The organism is Actinophytocola sp. KF-1 (assembly GCF_054661535.1).
This window is the reverse complement of the sequence record NZ_BAAFVK010000002.1, coordinates 324,067-345,768: the sequence shown is the minus strand read 5'-3', so window position 1 is coordinate 345,768 and position 21,702 is coordinate 324,067. Positions and strand designations below refer to the sequence as shown.

At 71.7% G+C, this 21,702-nt stretch carries 22 protein-coding genes; 11 read left to right on the top strand and 11 right to left on the bottom strand.

The annotated features are described in order from the left end of the window. Positions 1–408: 408 nt before the first annotated feature. Together ACYQ77_RS07385 and galT are read left to right on the top strand one after the other, a co-directional pair. Positions 409–1,194, top strand: a complete 786-nt coding sequence (locus ACYQ77_RS07385) for a DeoR/GlpR family DNA-binding transcription regulator (RefSeq protein ID WP_459708730.1) — start codon at positions 409–411, stop codon at positions 1,192–1,194. Further along, the gene (gene galT, locus ACYQ77_RS07380) at positions 1,191–2,276 is read left to right on the top strand and encodes a galactose-1-phosphate uridylyltransferase (RefSeq protein ID WP_459708728.1); all 1,086 of its coding nucleotides are present in this window, start codon (positions 1,191–1,193) and stop codon (positions 2,274–2,276) included. Before ACYQ77_RS07385 ends, galT begins: the two co-directional genes overlap by 4 nt. Here galT and ACYQ77_RS07375 read toward each other — a convergent pair. From ACYQ77_RS07375 to ACYQ77_RS07350, 6 genes are all read right to left on the bottom strand, one after another. Continuing rightward, a complete protein-coding gene (locus ACYQ77_RS07375; RefSeq protein ID WP_459708727.1) occupies positions 2,273–2,734 on the bottom strand; it encodes a universal stress protein in 462 nt (153 codons plus the stop codon). The genes galT and ACYQ77_RS07375 overlap by 4 nt on opposite strands. Positions 2,735–2,740: 6 nt before the next feature. Next, the gene (locus tag ACYQ77_RS07370) at positions 2,741–3,970 is read right to left on the bottom strand and encodes an SLC13 family permease (RefSeq protein WP_459708725.1); all 1,230 of its coding nucleotides are present in this window, start codon (positions 3,968–3,970) and stop codon (positions 2,741–2,743) included. A gap of 68 nt (positions 3,971–4,038) precedes the next feature. Continuing rightward, positions 4,039–5,016: a hypothetical protein gene (locus ACYQ77_RS07365; protein WP_459708723.1), complete on the bottom strand. Its 978-nt coding sequence runs from the start codon at positions 5,014–5,016 to the stop codon at positions 4,039–4,041. After that, positions 5,013–5,468: a YbaB/EbfC family nucleoid-associated protein gene (locus ACYQ77_RS07360; protein WP_459708721.1), complete on the bottom strand. Its 456-nt coding sequence runs from the start codon at positions 5,466–5,468 to the stop codon at positions 5,013–5,015. The genes ACYQ77_RS07365 and ACYQ77_RS07360 overlap by 4 nt, the downstream gene beginning before the upstream one ends. After that, positions 5,465–6,418 (bottom strand): hypothetical protein, encoded by a 954-nt coding sequence (locus ACYQ77_RS07355; RefSeq protein ID WP_459708719.1) that lies wholly within the window; start codon positions 6,416–6,418, stop codon positions 5,465–5,467. Before ACYQ77_RS07355 ends, ACYQ77_RS07360 begins: the two co-directional genes overlap by 4 nt. An 8-nt stretch (positions 6,419–6,426) precedes the next feature. Continuing rightward, positions 6,427–6,768 carry a hypothetical protein gene (locus ACYQ77_RS07350; RefSeq protein ID WP_459708718.1) on the bottom strand — a complete coding sequence of 114 codons (342 nt, stop codon included), beginning with the start codon at positions 6,766–6,768 and terminating at the stop codon, positions 6,427–6,429. Between the two features lie 171 nt (positions 6,769–6,939). On the opposite strand from ACYQ77_RS07350, the gene ACYQ77_RS07345 reads away from it, so the two are divergent. From ACYQ77_RS07345 to ACYQ77_RS07305, 9 genes are all read left to right on the top strand, one after another. Beyond that, the gene (locus ACYQ77_RS07345) at positions 6,940–7,431 is read left to right on the top strand and encodes an NAD(P)H-dependent oxidoreductase subunit E (RefSeq protein ID WP_459708716.1); all 492 of its coding nucleotides are present in this window, start codon (positions 6,940–6,942) and stop codon (positions 7,429–7,431) included. Beyond that, the gene (locus ACYQ77_RS07340; RefSeq protein WP_459708714.1) at positions 7,428–8,999 is read left to right on the top strand and encodes a formate dehydrogenase beta subunit; all 1,572 of its coding nucleotides are present in this window, start codon (positions 7,428–7,430) and stop codon (positions 8,997–8,999) included. Before ACYQ77_RS07345 ends, ACYQ77_RS07340 begins: the two co-directional genes overlap by 4 nt. Continuing rightward, entirely contained in the window at positions 8,996–11,806 is a 2,811-nt protein-coding gene (gene fdhF / locus ACYQ77_RS07335) for a formate dehydrogenase subunit alpha (protein WP_459708713.1), read from the top strand. Before ACYQ77_RS07340 ends, fdhF begins: the two co-directional genes overlap by 4 nt. Continuing rightward, on the top strand, positions 11,803–12,021 hold the full coding sequence (locus tag ACYQ77_RS07330) for a formate dehydrogenase subunit delta (RefSeq protein ID WP_459708711.1): 219 nt from the start codon (positions 11,803–11,805) through the stop codon (positions 12,019–12,021). The genes fdhF and ACYQ77_RS07330 overlap by 4 nt, the downstream gene beginning before the upstream one ends. Before the next feature lie 182 nt (positions 12,022–12,203). Further along, positions 12,204–12,515, top strand: a complete 312-nt coding sequence (locus ACYQ77_RS07325) for a hypothetical protein (protein ID WP_459708709.1) — start codon at positions 12,204–12,206, stop codon at positions 12,513–12,515. A gap of 60 nt (positions 12,516–12,575) precedes the next feature. Then, positions 12,576–14,273 (top strand): formate--tetrahydrofolate ligase, encoded by a 1,698-nt coding sequence (locus tag ACYQ77_RS07320; RefSeq protein ID WP_459708708.1) that lies wholly within the window; start codon positions 12,576–12,578, stop codon positions 14,271–14,273. Beyond that, positions 14,270–14,692 carry a cyclodeaminase/cyclohydrolase family protein gene (locus tag ACYQ77_RS07315; RefSeq protein WP_459708706.1) on the top strand — a complete coding sequence of 141 codons (423 nt, stop codon included), beginning with the start codon at positions 14,270–14,272 and terminating at the stop codon, positions 14,690–14,692. The genes ACYQ77_RS07320 and ACYQ77_RS07315 overlap by 4 nt, the downstream gene beginning before the upstream one ends. Positions 14,693–14,736: 44 nt before the next feature. Then, a complete protein-coding gene (locus ACYQ77_RS07310; protein ID WP_459708704.1) occupies positions 14,737–15,603 on the top strand; it encodes a class I SAM-dependent methyltransferase in 867 nt (288 codons plus the stop codon). Further along, on the top strand, positions 15,585–16,079 hold the full coding sequence (locus ACYQ77_RS07305; RefSeq protein WP_459708702.1) for a GNAT family N-acetyltransferase: 495 nt from the start codon (positions 15,585–15,587) through the stop codon (positions 16,077–16,079). The genes ACYQ77_RS07310 and ACYQ77_RS07305 overlap by 19 nt, the downstream gene beginning before the upstream one ends. A 598-nt stretch (positions 16,080–16,677) precedes the next feature. Here ACYQ77_RS07305 and ACYQ77_RS07300 read toward each other — a convergent pair. Genes ACYQ77_RS07300 through ACYQ77_RS07280 form a run of 5 tightly spaced genes read right to left on the bottom strand, consistent with a single transcriptional unit; the run spans position 16,678 to position 21,692 of the window. After that, positions 16,678–17,754, bottom strand: a complete 1,077-nt coding sequence (locus ACYQ77_RS07300) for a hypothetical protein (protein ID WP_459708701.1) — start codon at positions 17,752–17,754, stop codon at positions 16,678–16,680. 2 nt (positions 17,755–17,756) lie between these two features. Continuing rightward, positions 17,757–18,563 carry an ABC transporter permease gene (locus ACYQ77_RS07295; RefSeq protein WP_459708699.1) on the bottom strand — a complete coding sequence of 269 codons (807 nt, stop codon included), beginning with the start codon at positions 18,561–18,563 and terminating at the stop codon, positions 17,757–17,759. Next, complete coding sequence (locus ACYQ77_RS07290) at positions 18,560–19,453, bottom strand: ABC transporter permease (protein ID WP_459708697.1); 894 nt, start codon at positions 19,451–19,453, stop codon at positions 18,560–18,562. Before ACYQ77_RS07290 ends, ACYQ77_RS07295 begins: the two co-directional genes overlap by 4 nt. Then, the gene (locus tag ACYQ77_RS07285) at positions 19,450–20,490 is read right to left on the bottom strand and encodes an ABC transporter ATP-binding protein (RefSeq protein WP_459708695.1); all 1,041 of its coding nucleotides are present in this window, start codon (positions 20,488–20,490) and stop codon (positions 19,450–19,452) included. The genes ACYQ77_RS07290 and ACYQ77_RS07285 overlap by 4 nt, the downstream gene beginning before the upstream one ends. Next, positions 20,487–21,692, bottom strand: a complete 1,206-nt coding sequence (locus tag ACYQ77_RS07280) for an extracellular solute-binding protein (RefSeq protein ID WP_459708694.1) — start codon at positions 21,690–21,692, stop codon at positions 20,487–20,489. Before ACYQ77_RS07280 ends, ACYQ77_RS07285 begins: the two co-directional genes overlap by 4 nt. Between the last annotated feature and the right edge of the window lie 10 nt (positions 21,693–21,702).

Genomic DNA, 21,702 nt, shown 5'->3' with positions numbered 1-21,702 from the left:
TTGCCTGGTCACGCCCCGCGGCGATATGGTCTGGACCATTACCGGACCCACTGCCACCTGGGCCGGGTGGCAGGGCTTCGGTTCCGGTGTTCACCGCACACCGGAACCGGCCGGTGCGGTGGAGGGTGTGGTCACCGCCGTCACCCTCCACCGCGTCCGGCCGATCACACCGCGCCCGCCACTTCCCGCACGTGCGCACATATGTCAACATGGACAGCGCACGGGGATCGCACAAACATCGGATCAACAGGCGCGCCGACTACATCAGTACGACGATTGCCCCAGGAAACGACCGGTACGGCCGACGGATCGGGGTGTGTGGTGCTGACGTCTGGGCCTGTGCGAATGAGTCGGTTTATGATTGGATCGGCGACCGACTCGGGGGTGCCCTACCGGTTGGGAGAGGCAATGCTGGCAGCGGAGAGGCAAGCCCGGATCGTCGAGGAGATCCACAGGCGGGGCGCGGTCCGGGTCATCGAGTTCGCGCAGATGCTCGGCGTCTCCGACATGACGATCCGCAGGGACCTGGACGCACTCGCACAACAGGGGCTGCTGGACAAGGTGCACGGCGGTGCGACCCGCGCCCGCGCGGCCAGCACCGAGGAACCGGGCTTCGAGGCCAAGTCGCTGCGGCAGCAGCCGGAGAAGGAGGCGATCGCGCGCGCCGCGGTCGAGCTGGTCTCCCCCGGCACCGCGGTCGGGCTGTCGGCAGGCACCACGACGTGGGCGCTCGCGCACGCGCTGCGCGCGGTCGACGGGCTCACGATCGTCACGAACTCCATGCGGATCGCGGACGTGCTGCACGCGCCGCCGCGCACGGACCAGAACGTGGTCGTCGTCGGCGGCGTGCGCACGCCGTCGGACGCGCTGGTCGGCCCGATCGCCGTGTCGGCGCTCGCGCAGTTGCACCTCGACATCGTGTTCCTCGGGGTGCACGGGATGGCCGAGCGCGCCGGTTTCACCACGCCGAACCTCCTCGAGGCCGACACCGACCGCGCGCTGGTCGCGGCGGGCCGCAGGCTCGTCGTGCTCGCCGACCACACCAAGTGGGGCACGGTCGGGCTGTCGACGATCGCCCGGCTCGCCGACGCCGACGTGGTGATCACCGACGACGGCCTGCCCGCCGACGGCCGGGAGGCACTCGCGGAACACGTCGACGACGTGCGCATCGTCAACGTCGAGGCGGCGAAGTGAAGCGGACAGCGGCACAGCTGGCCGACGGCCGGGAGATCATCTACTTCGACCACGACACCGCGCCCGCCCGGGAGCTGCACGACCCGAGGCAGCTGGACCCGGTGTCGACCGCGTCGCAGATGCGGCACGACCCGGTGCTCGACGAGTGGGTGGTCCTGGCCGCGCACCGGCAGACCCGCACCTACCACCCGCCGACCACGGACTGTCCACTCTGTCCGTCCACACCGGAACGCCACACCGAGATCCCGTCGCCGGACTACGACGTGGTGGTGTTCGAGAACCGCTTCCCGTCGCTGTCCATGCACGCGGTCGGCGACGCGGGCCCCGGCCTGCCGCCGCTGGTCGCGCACCGGCCGGGCGTCGGCCGCTGCGAGGTGGTGTGCTTCACGAGCGACCACGACGCCGCGTTCGCGACGCTGAAGCCCGAACACGCGCGGCTCGTGGTGGACACGTGGGCGGACCGGACCACGGCGCTGGCCGCCATGCCGGGCGTGGAACAGGTCTTCCCGTTCGAGAACCGCGGCGCGGCGATCGGGGTGACGCTCGCGCACCCGCACGGCCAGATCTACGCGTACCCGTTCGTGACGCCGAAGAGCCGCCAGATGCTGGGCAACGCGGCGTCCCACCACGCCCGCACCGGCCGCAACCTGTTCACCGACGTCCTCGCGGGCGAGCGCGACGCGGGCACGAGGGTGGTCGCGACCTCGGCGCACTGGACCGCGTTCGTCCCGGCGTACGCCCGCTGGCCGGTGGAGGTCCACGTGTACCCGCACCGGCGCGTCTTCGACATCCCGTCGCTGACCGACGCGGAACGCGACGACTTCGCCGTGCTGTACCTGGACGTGCTCCGCAGGCTCGACGGCCTGTACGCGGCGCCGCTGCCGTACGTGGCGGCGTGGCACCAGGCCCCGGTCGCGGACCCGCTGCGCGAGCACGCGTACCTGCACCTGCAGGTGTCGTCGATCCAGCGGGCCGCCGACAAGCTGAAGTACCTGGCCGGCTCGGAGACCGGCATGGGCGCCTTCATCACCGACGTGCTGCCGGAGGACGTGGCGGACCGCCTGCGCGCGGTGGTCGTCTAGCCCCGCGCGGGCGGCTCGTCGGGCCAGACCAGCAGCACCGGGCACGGCGCGTGGTCGACGACGAAGCGGGTGGCGGGCCCGAGGCTCTTCGGGCCGGGCCGGTGGTGACCGCCGTCGCGGGCGAGCACGAGCAGGCCTGCGGTCCCGGCCTGCTCGACGACCTCGTGCTCGATCCGCCCGCGGCGCTCGACGCGGGTCGCGGGACGGCCGAGGTGCGCCGCGGCCGCGTCGAGGAGTTCCCCGGCTGACGTCGCGGCGAGGTCGTCGAGCCGGTCACCGGGGTCGCGCTCCGGATGGCCCCTGCCGAGCAGCCCGGTGAACGCGCCGTGGGCGGCGGCGGGCACGTCGGCGTCGGTGACGTGCAGCAGGACCAGGCCGGCGTCCGCCGGTGCCAGGGTGCGCGCGGCGTCGACGCAGGCGCGCCAGGTGCCCTCGGTGATCCAGATGAGCACGTTCATGGTTCGTCAGCCTCCGATCAGCGCGACCCCGGCCCACAACCCCACCACGGCGAGGACGAGGGAGACCGGCACGGTGAGCAGCCCGAGCCGGGTGAACTCGGCGAGGTCGGGCCGGGTGTCGTGGTGGTGCAGGATCCGCCGCCACAGCAGCGTGGCGAGCGAACCGACGTAGGTGAGGTTCGGGCCGAGGTTCACCCCGATCACGACGGCCAGCACGACCGGCGTGCCGCCCACCGCGGCCAGCGGCAGCAGCACGAGCACGGCGGGCAGGTTGTTGATCAGGTTGGCGAGGACCGCGGCGATCGCCGCCGCGGCGAGCAGCGCGGGCAGCCCGTGCCCGGTGGGCACCAGGTGCGCCAGCACCGCGGCCAGGCCGTTGTCGACCACGGCGCGGACGACGACCGCGAGCGCGAGCACGAACACCAGGAACGGCACGTTGGCCGCACGTGCGATCGCCGCCACCGTGGTGCGCCGCCGGGCCAGGGCGTGCGCGGCCAGCACGACGGCCCCGGCGAACGCGGCCCACGCCGGGCTCAGCCCGGCCAGCGAGGTGCCCACGAACCCGGCCAGGGTCAGCGCGAGGACCACCAGGACGAACGCGGGGACCTCCCGCGCCGGTGCGGTCGCACCGCCGGTGCCCGCGTCCAGGTCGGTGGCGAAGAACCGGCGGAACACCAGGTACTCGGTGGCGACCGCGAGCAGCCAGGGCACGGCCATCAGCGCCGTGAACCGGAGGAAGGAGATCCCGGTCGCGGCGACGGCCAGCAGGTTGGTCAGGTTGGACACGGGCAGCAGCAGGGACGCCGAGTTCGCCAGGTGCGTGCAGGCGTAGACGTGTGGCTTGGGCCGGGCCCCCAGCCGCGCCGCGGTCGCGAACACCACCGGCGTCAGCAGCACCACCGTGGCGTCCAGGCTCAGCACCGCGGTGATCACCGCGGCGACCGCGAACACCGCGGGCAGCAACCGGCGCGGACGCCCGCCGCTGACCCGCGCCATCAGCGCCCCGGCGGCGTGGAACAGGCCCTCGTCGTCGCACAGCTGCGCGAGCACCAGTACCGCGGCGAGGAACCCGACGACCGGCGCGAGCTGCGCCACCTCGGCGGCCGCGTCCTGACTGGAGAGCGCGCCGATCGCCAGGACCAGCCCGGCGGCCGGAACGGCGGCGACCGCCTCCGGCCACCCACGCGGCCGCACCACGGCGAAGGCCAGCACCGCCAGCAGGAGGACCACGGACATGACAGCGGACAGCGCGCACCTCCCACACTCGCGCGCCCAGTGTGACACCGCGAGCGGAGATCATCCGGCTACGTGGCGGTCAGATCCGGCACCAGCTTCTCGGCAAGCGCAACCGAGTCCGGTGCGGACACGTACAGCTCCACGTCGGCGTCGTCACGCAAGCGGACCCGCACCACCGGCGGGTCGAGCAACGCCTTGGCGGCCTTGCCCGCGATCCGGATCGGGTAGTCCGCGGGGTGCCGCAGGTGGTCCGCCGAGACGACGATGTTCCCCTGCCCGACCCGCAGTCGGCACTCACCCTTGTCAAGCGCGTCCGCCACCCGCGCTCCGGAGACCACCTGTTCGACGACCGTGCACAGCCGCAACGCCTGCACCGGGGTGGGCAGGTCGACGAACTCAGAGGCCGCCGGAGTGCTGACGTAGCGCACCCGCCCCCGATCATCGATGTCAGGCAGCGGGTCCCCGTCCTTGACGAGCAGTGGAACGATCTTCTCGAGGACGCGTGCGCCGATGTCCCGCTGCTGGTCGAGTTCGCCGCCGATCACCTGCAGCTCCAGGACCCGGCGAACCGGGTAGGACTGCCGGGGCGCAGGACGAAGCGCGTCGTCGGTCAGCGCCAGGGTGAACACGACGTGGTCCGTGGTCGCCACTGCGGCCGGCCGTCCGGCGACCGTGCTGTCCCCCTCGAACGCGACGTCGGAACGCACCAACTGCATGGCGACCATGCCCAGCTCGGTGGCGATGTGACAGCCCGCATCGGGTGCGTTGAGCGGCCTGCGGCCGATCTCCCCGTCGAGCAGGCGCTGCCACTCGTCCTTGTCCAGCAACTGGCACAGGATCTGCGACGCCGTCTCCGGTTGCACATATCCGAGTGCCTTCCCACTCGTCATCCGGACCGGCCGCAAACGCTCGTCCTGGAACAGGGGCCGCTTGGTGGTGGGTCTCGTCGGCGTGGTCACCGGACCGTCGTCCGGTGTCGTGCACCCCGCGAGCACCATCGCCAGCACGCCGAGCACGACCACCGCTGTCCGCCCGGCCCCCGTCATGGTCGTCCCCGCCTGCGCGTGATCGACCGCTCCTCGTAGGGCGCCTCCTCTTCGGCCTGCTTCCGCGGGGGCCGGGGCGGCGGCGCATCGAAGGGCGGTGGCGGCAGCAACACCGGGATGCCCCGCACGATTCCCTCACCACGCAACGGTTCGTACACGTCCCGCACCGCGGCCCTGGCCCGCGCGGCCGCCTCCTGGGACACGGTGACGACGAGGCGCGCCAGGTCTTCCGGTGTCGCGCGCAGTGCCCCAGGGGTCAGCACGAGACCGGTCAGCATGCCCGCCGCGTCGACCGTGACCCGTACCGAGCCGTCGGCGGCGGCCGACTCACCCGTGGCGGCGAGCGCCTGCGCCTCGGCGGTACGCAGCGCCTCCTTGCGCCGCTTGGTCATGCTGTACACGTGCTCGGCCTCGGCAACCAAACGGGCGGCTCGTTCGGCGGACTCGTTCATGCCGGCCCCTGTTCCTGGTACCGGTCATGGCCGTCTCCGGCCCGGTCGAACGGACCGTCCGCGCGTTTCCTCGGCTCCGGCACGAGATCGCTGGTGTCGGTGGGCAGGGGATGACCGGCCTGCACGTGGTCCGCCATGCCGAACGACCTCGGGTCGAAGCTCGGCGCGGTGATCACGTCGGGGCGGTCCGGCCGCACCTGGCCGAGATTGCCGTCGGTTATCGTGCGGACCAGTGACCGGAACGCCTTCTCGATCCGGAGCCGCTCGATGTCGATCGTGTGGAGCATGGCCTCTGCCGAGTCCACGAAGTTGACGAGCACCCCCAGTTCGTCCTCGGCGGCGTGCGCCGCGACGGCGACGCCGGCCGCGCCGGCCGCCATCTCCCCCGCGACCAGCCCGAGCACCATCCCCAGCGACATCCCGCCGACGCCGGCGACACCGGTGGCGAACGCGGCGACGGCACCCGCCACGGTGACACCGACCTCCCAGCCGTCCGACTCCGCGGCCGCGAGCCCGTCGAGCGTCTTCTGCACCAGGTCGAGCACGTCCTCCCGCATGGCCTCGACGAGGATCCCGTGCGCCTGCAGGATCATCTTCACGGTCGCGAGGCGATCGCGCAGGATGTTCGCGCTGTCGGCGAGATCGTTCACGAAGGTGAGGAACCCCTTCGCCGCGTCTCCCTGCCACTCGTCCAGATCGTCACGGATGCCGCCGAAGTTCCGCTCGTGGTCGTTGGTCATCACGGAGATCGCTGCTTCGAGGTGCTCGGACATCCGCGTCACGCCGGAGTTGTCGCCGAAGCCCTCACCACAGCTGAAGAGGTTGAAGACCCGGTCGATCCGGTCATAGAGACGCGCTGACTCGCCGATGCCGTCGTCGTCGTGTTCCCGGAGGATCGCCTTGAAGTTCTCGCTGAGATCGCTCATCCGGGCCGCCCACTCGATGTCCACCGGGCCCCCTACGCCTGGCCGTCGGCTTGGCGGTACCGGAGCGCGATCTCCTTGATCGCCTGCGCCGCCAGCTGAACGTTCTCGTGGTTGTCCTGGAACACCTGGCGGAGGAGATCCATGGCGTAGTAGCACTCGTTGCCCGGCCGCCAGAACAGGTAGTACTCCTGTGGTTGCTCCGCGTTCCACGGGCCTTCGTCGTAGGACTTGCCCCGGGTGTCGAACGTCCGCGTTATCCAGCCGACCGCCTCCCGGAGTTGCGCCTCGGCGTCCGCGATCGACTTCGCGACGGCGGGCAGGTGAGTGCCGCCGACGCGGTCGAGCGCATCCAGCTGTACCTCGAACTGACTCACGTCTCCCCCTCGTGCTGTGATCACAGCGTGACCAAACGTAGCGTAGCCAGGGGTGGGCGGCGTGGCGGCCGTTTCCGGTGAACTGACCCCGGTGCGGTGATAAACAAGATCTCTCAACGGATAAGCACTAGTGCTTTGACCTGCGGGAAAAGCGTTGAGAGAGTCAGTGGCATGACACCCGGCGCAACGGCGGGCGGGTCTCCACTGGAACGCCACGTGCGCTCGGCGGTCGCCGCGCACCGGGGTGTGCGGGGGCCGCTCCTGCCGATCCTCCACGACATCCAGGCCACGTTCGGCTACGTCGACCCGGCCGTGGTGCCGGTCCTGGCCGAGGAACTGAACCTCTCGCGCGCGGACGTGCACGGCGTGCTCACCTTCTACCACGACTTCCGCTCGGCGCCCGCTGCCGGGACGCACGTGCGGATCTGCCGTGCCGAGGCGTGCCAGGCCGCGGGTGCCGACGACCTCGTCGAACACGCGAAAGCCAAGCTGGGCACGGAGATCGGGGGCACCGCGCCGGACGGGTCGGCCACGTTGGACCAGGTCTTCTGCTTCGGCAACTGCGCGCTCGGGCCGGCCGTGGAGATCAACGGCAGGCTCGCGGGGCGGGTCACCGCGGAGCGCTTCGACGTTCTTCTCGGCGAGGCGGTGCATACAGTATGAAAACTAGGGTCTACGTGCCCCGGGACTCCGCCGCGCTGTCCGTCGGCGCCGACGAGGTCGCGGTCGCCATCGCCACCTCCGCGGCGGCCGCGGGCCGCGAGATCGAGTTGGTGCGCAACGGTTCCCGCGGTCTGCTGTGGCTCGAACCGCTGGTCGAGGTCGAGACCGCGCGGGGCCGCGTCGCGTACGGACCGGTCGCGCCCGACGAGGTCGACGACCTGGTCCGCGCGGGCCTGCTCGACGGCGCGGGCACCGACCACAGCCTCGGCCTGACCGACGAGCACGAGTGGCTGCGCGACCAGCAACGCGTCACCTTCGCCCGCGTCGGCGTCGTCGACCCGCTGTCGGCCGACGACTACGAGGCGCACGGCGGCATGCGCGGCCTGCGCAACGCGCTCGCGATGGCCCCCGGCGAGGTCGTCGAGGAGGTCACCGCGTCCGGGTTGCGTGGCCGCGGCGGCGCCGGGTTCCCCGCGGGCGTCAAGTGGAAGACCGTGCTCGGCGCGCAGGCGGACGTGAAGTTCGTGTGCTGCAACGCCGACGAGGGCGACTCCGGCACGTTCGCCGACCGCATGCTCATGGAGGGCGACCCGTTCACCCTCATCGAGGGCATGACGATCGCCGCGTACGCCACCGGCGCCACCGAGGGCTTCGTCTACGTCCGCTCCGAGTACCCGGACGCGGTCGCCACGCTGCGCCGCGCGATCGACATCGCTTATGACCGGAGCTGGCTCGGCGCGGACATCCTCGGCAGCGGCACGCGGTTCGACCTCGCCGTGCGGGTGGGCGCGGGCGCGTACATCTGCGGCGAGGAGACCGCCATGCTGGAGAGCCTCGAGGGCAAGCGCGGCACGGTCCGCGCCAAGCCGCCGATCCCCGCGCTGGAGGGCCTTTTCGGCCGCCCCACCGTCGTGAACAACGTGCTCACGCTCGGCTCCGTGCCGATGGTCCTGGCCGACGGCGCCGACGCGTACCACGGCTTCGGCGTCGGCCGGTCCCGCGGCACGCAGGTGTTCCAGCTCGGCGGCAACGTCGCGCGCGGCGGGATCGTGGAGCTGCCGTTCGGCGTCACGCTCGGCGAGCTGGTCGACGGCTACGGCGGCGGCACCCGCACCGGCCGCCCGGTCCGCGCGGTGCAGGTCGGCGGGCCGCTCGGCGCGTACCTGCCGGCCGAGCGGTTCGACCTGCCGATGGACTACGAGGCGTTCGCCGCGGCGGGCGCGATGGTCGGCCACGGCGGGATCGTCGTGTTCGACGACACCGTGGACATGGCGAGGATGGCGCGCTTCGCGATGGAGTTCTGCGCCGAGGAGTCGTGCGGCAAGTGCACGCCGTGCCGCGTCGGCGCGGTCCGCGGCCGCGAGACCCTGGACAAGATCATCGCCGGCACGGACGTCGAGGAGAACCTGGTCCTGGTCGAGGACCTGTGCGAGCTGATGACCGACGGGTCGCTGTGCGCCATGGGCGGGCTGACCCCCATGCCCGTGCGCAGCGCCATCCAGCACTTCCCGGCCGACTTCCGGCGGAGTGTGCCCCTGCCCATGCCGACCTTCTGGAGTAAGTCATGAGCCTGCTCAAGGAACCCGACCTGGGCACCCCCGCACGCACGGGCGAGGCCACGGTCGACGTCGAGATCGACGGCCTGTCCGTCACCGTCCCCGAAGGCACGTCCGTCATGCGTGCCGCCGCGCTCGCCGGTGTCGACGTGCCGAAGCTGTGCGCCACGGACTCGTTGGAGGCATTCGGTTCCTGCCGCCTGTGCCTGGTGGAGATCGACGGCGTGAAGGGCACCCCCGCGTCCTGCACCACGCCGGTGCGGCCGGGCATGACCGTGCGGACGCAGTCGGAGAAGCTCGCGAAGCTGCGGCGCGGCGTCATGGAGCTCTACATCTCCGACCACCCGCTCGACTGCCTCACCTGCGCCGCCAACGGAGACTGCGAACTGCAGGACATGGCGGGCGTGACCGGGCTGCGCGAGGTCCGCTACGGCGTCGGCGAGGGCGAGAACCACCTCGACGCGCCCAAGGACACCTCCAACCCGTACTTCGACTTCGACGCCGGCAAGTGCATCGTCTGCTCGCGGTGTGTGCGGGCGTGCGACGAGGTGCAGGGCACGTTCGCGCTGACGATCGAGGGCCGCGGCTTCGACTCGAAGGTGTCGCCGGGCGGCACCGACTTCCTGTCGTCGGAGTGCGTGTCGTGCGGCGCCTGCGTGCAGGCCTGCCCGACGGCGACGCTCGAGGAGAAGTCCGTCGTGGACCTCGGCATGCCGAACCGCACGGTCCTCACCACGTGCGCGTACTGCGGCGTCGGCTGCTCGTTCAAGGCCGAGCTGAAGGGCGACGAGCTGGTCCGCATGGTGCCCTACAAGGACGGCGGCGCCAACGAGGGCCACAGCTGCGTGAAGGGCCGCTTCGCGTTCGGTTACGCCACGCACCCCGACCGGCAGCTGAAGCCGATGGTGCGCGAGAAGATCACCGACCCGTGGCGCGAGGTCTCCTGGGCGGAGGCCATCGGCACGGTCGCGACGACGATGCGCGACATCCAGGCCCGGCACGGCGTCGGCGCGATCGGCGGCATCACCTCGTCCCGCTGCACCAACGAAGAGGTGTACGTGGTGCAGAAGATGGTGCGCGCCGCGTTCGGCAACAACAACGTGGACACGTGCGCCCGCGTCTGCCACTCCCCCACGGGTTACGGTCTCAAGCAGACGTTCGGCACGTCGGCGGGCACGCAGGACTTCAAGTCGGTCGACGCCGCGGACGTGATCATGGTGATCGGCGCCAACCCGACCGACGCGCACCCGGTGTTCGGGTCGCGGATGAAACAGCGGCTGCGCAAGGGCGCCAAGCTCATCGTCGTGGACCCGCGGCGCACCGACCTGGTCCGCTCGCCGCACATCCGGGCCGACCACCACCTGGCACTCGCGCCGGGCACGAACGTGGCGATGGTCAACGCGTTCGCGCACGTGATCGTCACCGAGGGCCTGGTGGACGAGGACTTCGTCGCGGAGCGCTGCGAGGACTTCGACGAGTGGGCGTCGTTCGTGGCACGGGAGGAGAACTCCCCGGAGGCACTGGCGGAGATCACCGGCGTCCCGGCGGCGGACGTGCGTGCGGCGGCCCGGCTGTACGCGGCGGGCCCGAACTCCGCGATCTACTACGGACTCGGCGTCACCGAGCACAGCCAGGGCTCGACGATGGTCATGGGCATGGCGAACCTCGCGATGGCCACCGGCAACATCGGGCGTGACGGTGTCGGTGTGAACCCGTTGCGGGGCCAGAACAACGTGCAGGGCTCGTGTGACATGGGCTCCTTCCCGCACGAGCTGCCCGGCTACCGGCACGTCGCCGACGAGAGCGTGCGCGACATCTACGAGACGCTGTGGGGCGCGCCGATCCTGCCCGAGCCGGGGCTGCGGATCCCGAACATGTTCGACGCGGCCATCGACGGTACGTTCAAGGCGCTGTTCGTGCAGGGCGAGGACATCGCGCAGTCCGACCCGAACACCCAGCACGTGTTCGCGGCGCTGCGGTCGCTGGAGCTGTGCGTGGTGCAGGACCTGTTCCTGAACGAGACGTCGAAGTTCGCGCACGTGTTCCTGCCCGGCACGTCGTTCCTGGAGAAGGACGGCACGTTCACCAACGCGGAGCGGCGGATCAACCGCGTCCGGCCGGTGATGAAACCGAAGACCGGCAAGCACGAGTGGGAGATCGTCGCCGAGATCGCGCAGGCGATGGGCTACCCGATGCACTACGAGTCGACCGCGCAGATCATGGCCGAGATCGCGATGACGACGCCGACGTTCGAAGGCGTGTCGTTCGAGCTGCTGGACCGGGTCGGCAGCGTGCAGTGGCCGTGCAACGCGAACGCGCCGCTCGGGACCCCGATCATGCACGAGGGCGAGTTCGTGCGCGGCAAGGGCCGCTTCATGCCGACCAACTACGTGCCGACGAAGGAACGCAGCACCAGGAAGTACCCGCTGATCCTGACGACCGGCCGGATCCTGTCGCAGTACAACGTGGGCGCCCAGACCAGGCGCACGGCGAACGTGGCGTGGCACCCGGAGGACACCCTGGAGATCCACCCGCACGACGCGGAGGTCCGCGGCATCAACGACGGCGACCGGGTCACGCTCGCGTCGCGCGTCGGCCGGACCTCGTTGCACGCCAGGATCTCGGACCGCATGCCGGTGGGTGTCGTCTACACGACGTTCCACCACCCGGTCACCGGCGCGAACGTGGTGACGACGGAACACTCCGACTGGGCGACGAACTGCCCGGAGTACAAGGTGACAGCCGTCCAGGTGGGCCTCGCAACGGCGGCTTCCTCGCCGGCTGAGGACAGGGTCGCGATCCCGGTGGCGGGCTCATGAGCGGCCTGCCCTCGCACGTGCGCCTGGCGAACGAGATCGCCGTCCAGTTCGCGCACCTCCCCTTCGACGACGGCGCCGCACGGGTGGCCAGGCACGTGCACGACTTCTGGGAACCCCGGATGCTGCGGGCCCTGCTGGCCCACATCGACGCGGGCGGCGACGACCTCGACCCCATGGCGAGGGCGGCCGCGGAACAGCTCCGCCAGCCCGCGTGACCACCCGCACACCGGAGCTGACTGTGATGGAACCCTGCCCTGCCCGGGCGGGTCGAGGTTACCCTTCCTGGCTGAGCAGAGGAGGGGGCTCATGACCGACCCAGTGTGGCCGATCGTGACGACCACCGGGCCCGCGCCGCGGCCGGTGTGGCAGGAGACCCGGCAGGTACGGGGGACCGTGGATGACTGACCAGCGGGAGGAGAAGGAGCCCGGGCTGGCGGAGCACGTCGTCGACTCGCTGCTCGACACCGTGCGCGGATGGATCGCGACCATCGGCGGGCTGGCCGGTGGCGCGGGGGCCGGGATGGCGATCTGGCAGGGCCGCGCCGGCACGGTACCGGGGGTGATCTGCCTGGTGCTCGGCGTGTGCACACTGGTCGCCGCGTTCTTCGGGTTGCGGGACCGCGACCTCGGCGGGTGGGCCGGGGCGTTCATCGCGGTCGTGCTGGGGATCGCCACGTTCGTGATGTTCCTCGTGGCGCTCGGCGCGTAGGCCGCGCCGGGCTGGTTGACTGGACAGCGCACATCACCGGCGACCCCGAGGAGCGCACCCATGGCCTTCCCGTCCGACCTGGAGATCGCGCGTGGCGCGAAGCTCAAGCCCATCGACGACATCGCCGCCGACATGGGCCTGCCGCCGCGCCTGCTGGAGCCCTACGGGCGGGACGTGATGAAGGTCGGCCTCGGCGCGATCGAGGAGCTGAAGGACGCCCCGCGCGCCAAGTACGTGCTGGTCAGCGCCATCACGCCGACCCCGCTCGGCGAGGGGAAGACCACCACGACCGTCGGGCTCGGGCAGGGGTTCAAGCACGTCGGCAAGCAGGCGACGATCGCGGTCCGGCAGCCGTCGATGGGGCCGACGCTGGGCATCAAGGGCGGCGCGGCGGGTGGCGGGTACAGCCAGGTCGTGCCGATGGAGCTGCTGAACCTGCACCTCACCGGCGACATGCACGCCGTCACGGCCGCGCACAACCTGCTCGCCGCGATGGTCGACAACCACCTCCACCAGGGCAACGCGCTGGGCCTCGACGTCGGGGAGATCACCTGGCGCCGCGTGCTCGACATGAACGACCGCGCGCTGCGCAACATCGTGATCGGGCTCGGGGCCAAGGCCGACGGCGTCACCCGCCAGTCCGGCTTCGACATCACCGCCGCGTCCGAGGTGATGGCCGCGCTCGCGCTCACCACCGGCCTCGACGACCTCCGCGAGCGGCTCGGGCGGATCGTCGTCGGCTACACCACCGACGGCGAACCGGTCACCGCGGAGCAGCTGGAGACCGCGGGCGCGATGACCGTGCTGCTGCGTGAGGCCATCAAGCCGAACCTCATGCAGACCCTGGAGAACACGCCCGTGCTGGTCCACTGCGGACCGTTCGGGAACATCGCGACCGGCAACTCGTCCGTCGTCGCCGACCTGATCGGGCTGCGGACCGGCGACTACCTGATCACCGAGGCCGGGTTCGGCGCCGACATGGGCGCCGAGCGGTTCTTCAACATCAAGTGCCGGGTGTCCGGGGAGGCGCCGGACGCGGCCGTGCTGGTCGCCACCGTGCGCGCGCTCAAGGCGCACTCCGGCAAGTTCAAGATCGTGGCCGGCAAGCCGCTCCCGGCGGACCTGCTCAAGGAGAACCCCGACGACGTGCACGCCGGCGCGGCGAACCTGCGCAAGCAGATCGAGAACATCCGCATGCACGGCGTCTCGCCGGTCGTCGCCATCAACGCGTTCCCCGGCGACTTCGCCTCCGAGCACGCCGTGATCCGCGAGATCGCCGAGGAGATGGGCGCGAAGGTCGCGGTGTCCACGCACTTCGCCGACGGCGGCGCGGGCGCGGTCGAGCTGGCCGAGGCGGTGGCGGAGGCCGCGGCCGAGCCGAGCGAGTTCCAGCTGCTGTACCCGTCGTCGGCGCCGCTGCGGGAGAAGATCGAGACGATCGCGAAGCGCGTGTACGGCGCGGACGGCGTCAGCTACGCCCCCGCCGCGCGCAGGCAGCTGGACCGCTTCGAGCGCAACGGGTTCGGCGAGCTGCCGGTGTGCATGGCGAAGACGCACCTGTCGATCTCGTCGGACCCGAAGCTGCTCGGCGCGCCGACCGGCTGGACGCTGCCGGTGCGCGAGGTGCGCGCGTCGGTCGGCGCCGGGTTCGTCTACCCGATCTGCGGCGACATGCGGACCATGCCGGGTCTCGGCTCGTCGCCCGCGGCCACGCGGATCGACTTCGACGACAACGGCGAGATCGTCGGGCTGTCGTGAAGTCCTTCCTGGACGCGGTGGCGGCCCGCACGGCGGCGCCGGGTGGCGGGGCGGTGGCGGCGACGACCGCCGCCGCGGCCGCGGCGCTGGTGGCGATGGCGGCCCGCTTCGCCGACGACGAGACCACGGCCGCGACCGCCGACGAGCTGCGCGCCACCCTGCTCGGGTTGGCCGACGCCGACGCGGCCGCGTACACGGCGTACCTGGCGGCGCGCGGCGAGGCGCGGAAGGCCGCGCTGGCCGCCGCGACCGAGGTGCCCAGGAAGATCGCGTCGACCGCCGCGCGCGTGGCCGGACTGGCCCGCGAGCTGGCCGAACGCGGCAACCCGAGGCTGCTGGGCGACGCCCGCGTCGGCGAGCTGCTGGCCGACGCGGCGGCGACGGCGGCGACGGTGCTGGTGGAGATCAACACCGGGTAGAAATCGGGTCGCTCGTGCCGCGGTGGGCTGGTTAGCCTCACCGCGTGGGGTATGAACAGCCGCTGTCGTACGTGCTGGGGGTGGAAGGTCTCGCGCTGCTGCGGGCCTTCGGCGGGGAGCACGACCGGGCGTTCGTCGAGGCGCGGATCGCCGAGATCCGGGCGCTGCTCGACGACCCGGCGCTGGCCGAGGGCGTGACGTCCACCCCGGTCAGCACGGTCGACGGGTACGGCCTGTGGGCGCCGGCGTACGACGGTCCGAACTCGGCGTTCGACGTGGACGAACCGGTGCTGGCGGAGGTCCTGGCCGACCTGCCTCCGGGCCCGGCGCTCGACGCGGCGTGCGGCACCGGCCGGTACGCGGCGCTGCTCACCTCCCGCGGGCACGAGGTGATCGGTGTGGACGCCTCCCCGGACATGCTCGAACACGCCCGCAAACGCTTGCCTGCGGCGGACTTCCGGGTCGGTGACCTGACGGCACTGCCGGTCGCCGAATCCAGTGTGGACCTGGTGACGTGCGGGCTCGCGCTCACCCACGTGCCGTCGCTGGGGCCGGTCCTCGCGGAGTTCGCCCGCGTGCTGCGGCCGGGCGGCCACGTGGTGATCGCCGACATGCACCCGGAGCGGGTGCTGCGCGGCGCGGTCCCGCCGCTGCGCGACGCCGAGGGCCGCCCGGTCCGCGTGCCCGCGCACCGCCACCTGATCGGCGACTACGTGCGTGCCGCGCTGGCCGCGGGCTTCCAGGTGCGGCGGTGTGTGGAACCGGTCCTGGACCCGCCGTCCGGGGAGCGAGCCACCGACCCGGGCCCGTGGGACGTGTGGCCGTGGTCGCTGGCGGCCATGATCCCGGAGGCGACGGCGGCCGCGGACGCGGGAATCCCGGTGATGGTCGTATGGCACTTCCAGCTCTGACGCTGCGCCCACCCGCACCGGCCGACGAGCAGGTGGTCCGGCGGGCCCACGCACGGCTCGCGGAGGAGGGCTTCGTGTTCGGCCTCGGCCTGTCGGGCCTGTCGTGGCCGGACTACCTGCACCACCTGGCGGAGGTCGAGGCGGGCCACGACCCGCACGGCGGCGTACCGGCGTCGTTCTTGCTGGCGGACGTCGAGGGGGCAGTGGTCGGCCGCACGTCGATCCGCCACCGGCTGGACGAGCAGCTCGCGGTGGTGGGCGGCCACATCGGCTACTGCGTCCTGCCGGAACACCGCGGCCGCGGCTACGCCACGGAGATCCTGCGCCAGAGCCTGGCGGTGGCCCGCGACCACGGCGTGACGAGGGCACTGCTCACGTGCGACGAGACGAACGTGGCGTCGCGCAAGGTGATCGAACACTGCGGTGGCGAGCTGGCGAGCACCGACGGCCGCACCCGCCGCTACTGGATCGGCTAGCCTCCGGCCCCCGGAATCCAGCGTACCGGCGACCACCGACAGAACCGGCTCCCCGCGGGCGACCATCCACAGGCGACGGCACCGTGCCTTCGCATCACGGGGAACCCAGCCCGCGCGACGCGCCCCACCGGCAGAGCGGCCGACCACAGGCATCCACAGCCGGGCCGCGGCCTCGGCATCCACGAAGCCGCCGACCACAGGCGCGCCTCCAACCCGGAAGCCAGCCACCCAACCCGACCGTCCAGCCAGCCAGCCCCAGCCCCCACCGAGACACGCGCCGCCAACAGCGGGGCCGACCACAGGCGTGCCCCCAAGTCCCAGCCCCGCACGACCGCCGTGAGTGGGCGAGCAGGCCACGGTCGCCGTGATCGTCGGCGTGCCCTCCCTCGGGGCGGCCTCCGGCCCCCGAAATCCAGCGTACCGGCGACCACCGACAGAAAAGGCTCACCACGGCGCAACCATCCACAGGCCCGCAACCCAGCCCACGAAACCCGCCGCCCACAAGGCAAGTCCCCGCGGCCTCCGGCCCCCGAAAACCAGCGTACCGGCGACCACCGACAAAACCGGACGCCGAGACCCCGCCCATCCACAGGCGAAATCAGACCGACCGGGCCGCCTTCGCCATCGCGGTGATGGTCGGCAGGCGCCAGGCGGGGGCCAGGCCCAGGTGGTAGAAGGCGAGCCCGGTCGCCCCCGCCGTGGCCACGGCCCGCGCGTGGTCGATGAGGCCCTCCTCCGACTGCAGGACCGTCACGTACGCGTCCACCGGCCGGCCGGTCGCCGCCGCGGCCGCCACCACGGGCGCGCTGTCCGTCGGCCACGCCGGGACCACCAGCGCCGACGCGTCCGGCCCCGTCGACGGGGTCAGGCCCGGCGACGATCCGGTCACCCACGGGTCCGGGTGCGCGTGGAGGATCACCGGCACGTCAAGGCCCGCCAGCACCTCCGCCCGCAGCAGGTCGGTCGCCTCGTGGCGGGTGGCCAGCAGGTCGTCCGCGAACGGCACCTCCGCCGACGCGCGCACGGCCTCCCGCAGCGTCGACAGCACCCACACCGGGTCCAGCCCGCGCGCCGACCACCCCTTCTGGCACGCCGCGCAGCAGCACACGGACAGCCACCGCTGGGCGGTCGTCGTCCACGCGTTCTCGGTCTTCTCGTGGTGGGAGCCGTGGACGAGACCGAGCTGGCCGCACGCCTCCAGCGACACCTCGTCGGCGTCCCGCGCGGCCTCCGCCGCCAGCAGCGCGGCGTACGAGCGGACCTCCTCGTGCGACGGGCACAACGCGTACGGGTACCGGTCGCCGAAGCAGTTCACCACCGCCACGTCCGGGAACTCGGTGCCCAGCCGCGAGTTGTGCGTCAGCACCACCCACGCCGACACCCGCAGCCCGGCCTCGCGCAGCACGTCGGCCGCCACGCCCCACGAGTCCGATGTGGACAGCCACGTCGGCTCGAGCGGGCGCAGCCGCCGCCCCTCCCACACCGACGGGCGCACCGGCCGGTACAGCGCCGCGTACGTCGCGTTGACCAGCTGGTGCTTCGGGTGCCCCGGCGTCGCGGCGCGGACCGTGTGGTACGCGGCCGCGAGCGCCACCGTGTGCATGCCCTCCGCACGGGCCACGAAACCCGGGTCCCCCAGCACGTCCCACGGATACGCGTGACCGGTGAGCCGCATGCCTACTCCTTCAACCTGGTGACGAGCTGCGTCGGGTTCACGAACCGTAGCGCGATCACCAGGAGGACGAGCATGGAGCCGGTGTAGATCACGGCCATGGCGTCCACCGCCTGCTGGGCGCGGATGCCCGCCGAGAACATGGCCTCGTACAGCGACACCACCAGCGTCTGGCTCCCCGGCCCGGCGGTGAGGAACGTCAGCTCGAACATGCCGACCGTCCGGACCAGCACGAGGATCGACGCGGCGAGGATGCCCGGCACGAGCAGCGGCGCCAGCACCCGGCCGAACACGGCGGCCGTGTTCGCCCCGCACATCCGCGCGGCGGCCTCGATCTTCGGGTCGATCTGCTCGATGAACGGGGTCATCGTGAGCACCACGAACGGCACCGACGGCACCAGGTTCGCGATCACCACGCCGGCGATGCCGCCCGCGAGGTCGAACTTGTACAGCACGGTGGCGAGCGGGATGCCGTACGTCATGGGCGGCATCAGGATCGGCAGCAGGAACAGGACCGTCACGAGCTTCTTGCCGGGGAAGTTCCGCCGGGCCAGCGCGTACGCGGTCGGCACGCCGATCACCACGGACAGCACCACGACGGCCACCGCGACCTGCAGCGTCACGACCAGCACGGCGAGCAGGTCCATCTCGGCCCACGCCGTCGAGTACCACGACGTGGTCAGCCCGGCGGGCCACCACGTGCCGAACCACTGGGTGGCGAACGAGTTCACGACGACCGACGCGACCAGCCCGAACAGGTTGACCAGGAAGAACGCGACCGCGCCCCACACGAGCCACGCGGAGAGCCTCATCCCTTGCCTCCCGTCGCGCCGCGGTAGAGCCGGGACCGCCACAGCAGCACCAGCCCGATCACCGCGAGCATCACGACCGCCATGATCATCGCGATGGCCGAGCCGAGCGGGTAGTCGGTGTCGCGGAACGCCGCCTCGTACGCGGCGATGGAGATGACGCGGGTCTCCCCCTGCGGCAGCCCGACCAGGTACGCGGACGGGAACACCGAGAACGCCAGCACGAACGTGAGGCAGAACGTGATCGCGAGGCCCGGCGCGAGCAGCGGCAGCGTGATGTACCGGAAGCGGCGCCGCCAGTCCGCTCCCAGCGTCGCCGCCGCCTGCTCGAGCGTCGGGTCGATGCCGGACAGGTAGGACAGCGTCAGCAGGAACGCGAACGGGAACCCGGTGATGATCAGCGAGAACAGCACGCCCCAGTAGTTGTGCACCAACCGGACGGGTTCGTCGGCGCCGAACAGGGCGAGGACCTTGTTGAACCAGCCGACCGGGTCGAGGTAGCGGATCAGGCCCTCGGCGGTGAGCACGGTGCCGAGCGTGATCGGGACGACGAGGATCGTGGTGAGCAGCCGTTTCCCGCGGAACCGGCCACGCATCCGGTACGCGATCGGGATCGACGCGAGCACGTTGACGAGCGCGGCGGGCAGCGCGAGCCGCAGGGTGATCCAGATCGTGTCGAACAGGTACGGGTCGGAGAAGAACCTCGTGTAGTTGGCGAACGGGCCGCCGCCCTCGGTCGGTTGGAAGGACAGCTGGAGTCCATAGAGGACCGGGTAGGCGAACAGGAGCACGACGAACAGCACGCCGGGCACGAGCAGCAGCAACGTGCGGTCGACGCCGCGTTCGGCCAGGCGGTGCTTGACGCTCGGCCGCTCCGGTGCTTCCACGGTCATGGCGCGAACACCAGGACCCGCTCGCGCGGCACGTGGAACAGCACCTCGTCACCGGGCGCGAGCCTGCTCCCGGTCCGCACGTGCAGCGGCTCGCCGCCGGGCAGCCGCGCCTCGACGGCCTGCTCACGACCGTGGTACTCGACGATCTCCACGGCCGCGCGCACGGTGTTCTCGCCCTCGGTGTCGGCGACGGTCACGTCGGTCGGCCGGAACGCGGCGACCGCGGCGCCCTCGGTGAGCCCGTCGCGGTTGACGCCGGCCAGGGTGAACCCGTCCCCGGTCACGGTGTCCGGTGTGGACACGGTGACCGGCAGCAGGTTGCGGTAGCCCATGAACGACGCCACGTACCGGTTGGCCGGGTGCGCGTACACCTCCTCCGGCGAGCCGTTCTGCTGCACCACCCCGTCGCGCAGCACGATGAGCCGATCGGCGAGCGCGAGCGCCTCCTCCTGGTCGTGCGTCACGTAGACGGTCGTCAGGCCGAGCGTCTGGTGCAGCCGCCGGATCTCGGTGCGCATCTCCAGCCGCAGCGCCGCGTCCAGGTTGGACAGTGGCTCGTCCATGAGCACGAGCCGCGGTTCGAGCACGATGGCGCGGGCGATCGCGACCCGCTGCTGCTGGCCGCCGGACAGCTGCGCGGGGAACTTCGTCGCGTGGTCGGTGAGCTGCACGAGCCGCAGCGCCTCGTCGACGCGGCGTTCCCGTTCGGCGCGCGGCACCTTGCGCATGGCGAGCCCGAACGCGACGTTCTTGCGGACCGACATGTGCGGGAAGAGCGCGTAGTTCTGGAACACCATGCCGAAGCCGCGTTTCTCGGGCGGCAGCGTGTCGATCCGCGTGCCGTCCATGAGGATCTGCCCGCCGGTCAGCGGCAGCAGCCCGGCGAGGCAGTTGAGCGCGGTCGACTTCCCGCACCCGGACGGCCCGAGCAGCGCGACGAACTCGCCGCCTTTGATCGTGAGGTCGAGTTCCCGCAGGGCGACGTGCTCCCCGAACGCCCTGCTGACGTGATCGATGTGCAGCTCGGCGAAGTTCACTTGGTCTTCCCCGACCCGATCTCCCGGTCCCAGCGCTGGAACGCGGCCACCTGCTGTTCCGCCGGGAGCGAGGTCTCCTGCGGGTTGCCGGCGATCAGGTCGTCGTACTCGGGCCGCCCGAACTTCTCGATCGCGTCCCGCGACTCCCGCGGCGCCATGTCCAGTGTGACGTCCTTGACCGCGGGCCCGGGGTAGAAGTAGCCCTTGTCGTACGCCTTCGCCTGCTGTTCCGGCCGCAGCATCCACTCGATCAGCGCCAGGTCCGCCGACAGCACGTCCTCGGACACGCCGCGCGGCACGACCGCGTAGTGCGCGTCGGTCACCCAGTGGAAGCCGTCGAGCGTGGTCGTCCTCATGTGCGCGGGCACGGTGCCGAGCACGCGCGGGTTGATGTCCCAGCCGGTGGTGGTGGCGACCATGTTGACCGTGCCGTTGGCCAGGTTCTTCATGGTGTCGGTGGTGCCGGTCGGGTAGTAGTCGACGTACTTGCCCAGCTCCGCCAGGTACGCCCACGTCTTGTCCCAGCCGTTCACCGGGTCCTTCGGGTCCTCGTCACCGAGCAGGTACGGCAGTCCCATGAGGAACGTCCGGCCGGGACCGGAGTTCGCTGGCTGCGCGTACTGGAACTTGCCGGGGTGCGCCTTGGCCCAGGCGAGCAGGTCGTCGGTCGACGTCGGCGGGTCCCGCACCACGTCCGGGTCGTACTCGAGCAGCGGACCCGACGGGTAGAAGGTGACGGTGATCCCCTGCCCCTGCGCGAGTTCCTGCATGTCCGCGGCCGCGGGCAGGTAGTTCTCCTCGAGCTTCGGGAAGCGGGACGCGAAGTCCGGCAGCAGCGTCAGCACCAGCTCCTGCTCGATCACCGACGCGAGCCCGTCGGTGCCGGTGAGCACGAGGTGCGTCTGCGACGACCCGCCGCGCTGCTCGGCCTGCAGCTTGCCGGGCATCTCCGGCGCGGTCGCCTTGGTGTAGTTGACCTTGCTGACGATGTCGGGATGCGCCGCCACGAAGTCGTCGATCATGCCCTGTGTGAGCTGCAGGTTGCCCGCCACGTCGAGGATGTTCAGCTCGACCGGCGCCGACGGCTTGTCCGGCACGCTGCTCGGCACGTTCGCCGGGGCCTTCGTCTCCGGCGCCCCGCATGCCAGCGCGGCCACCAGCACCGCGGTGAGCGCGAAGGTCGACCTCGTTGTCCTGCGCATTCGCCACGCT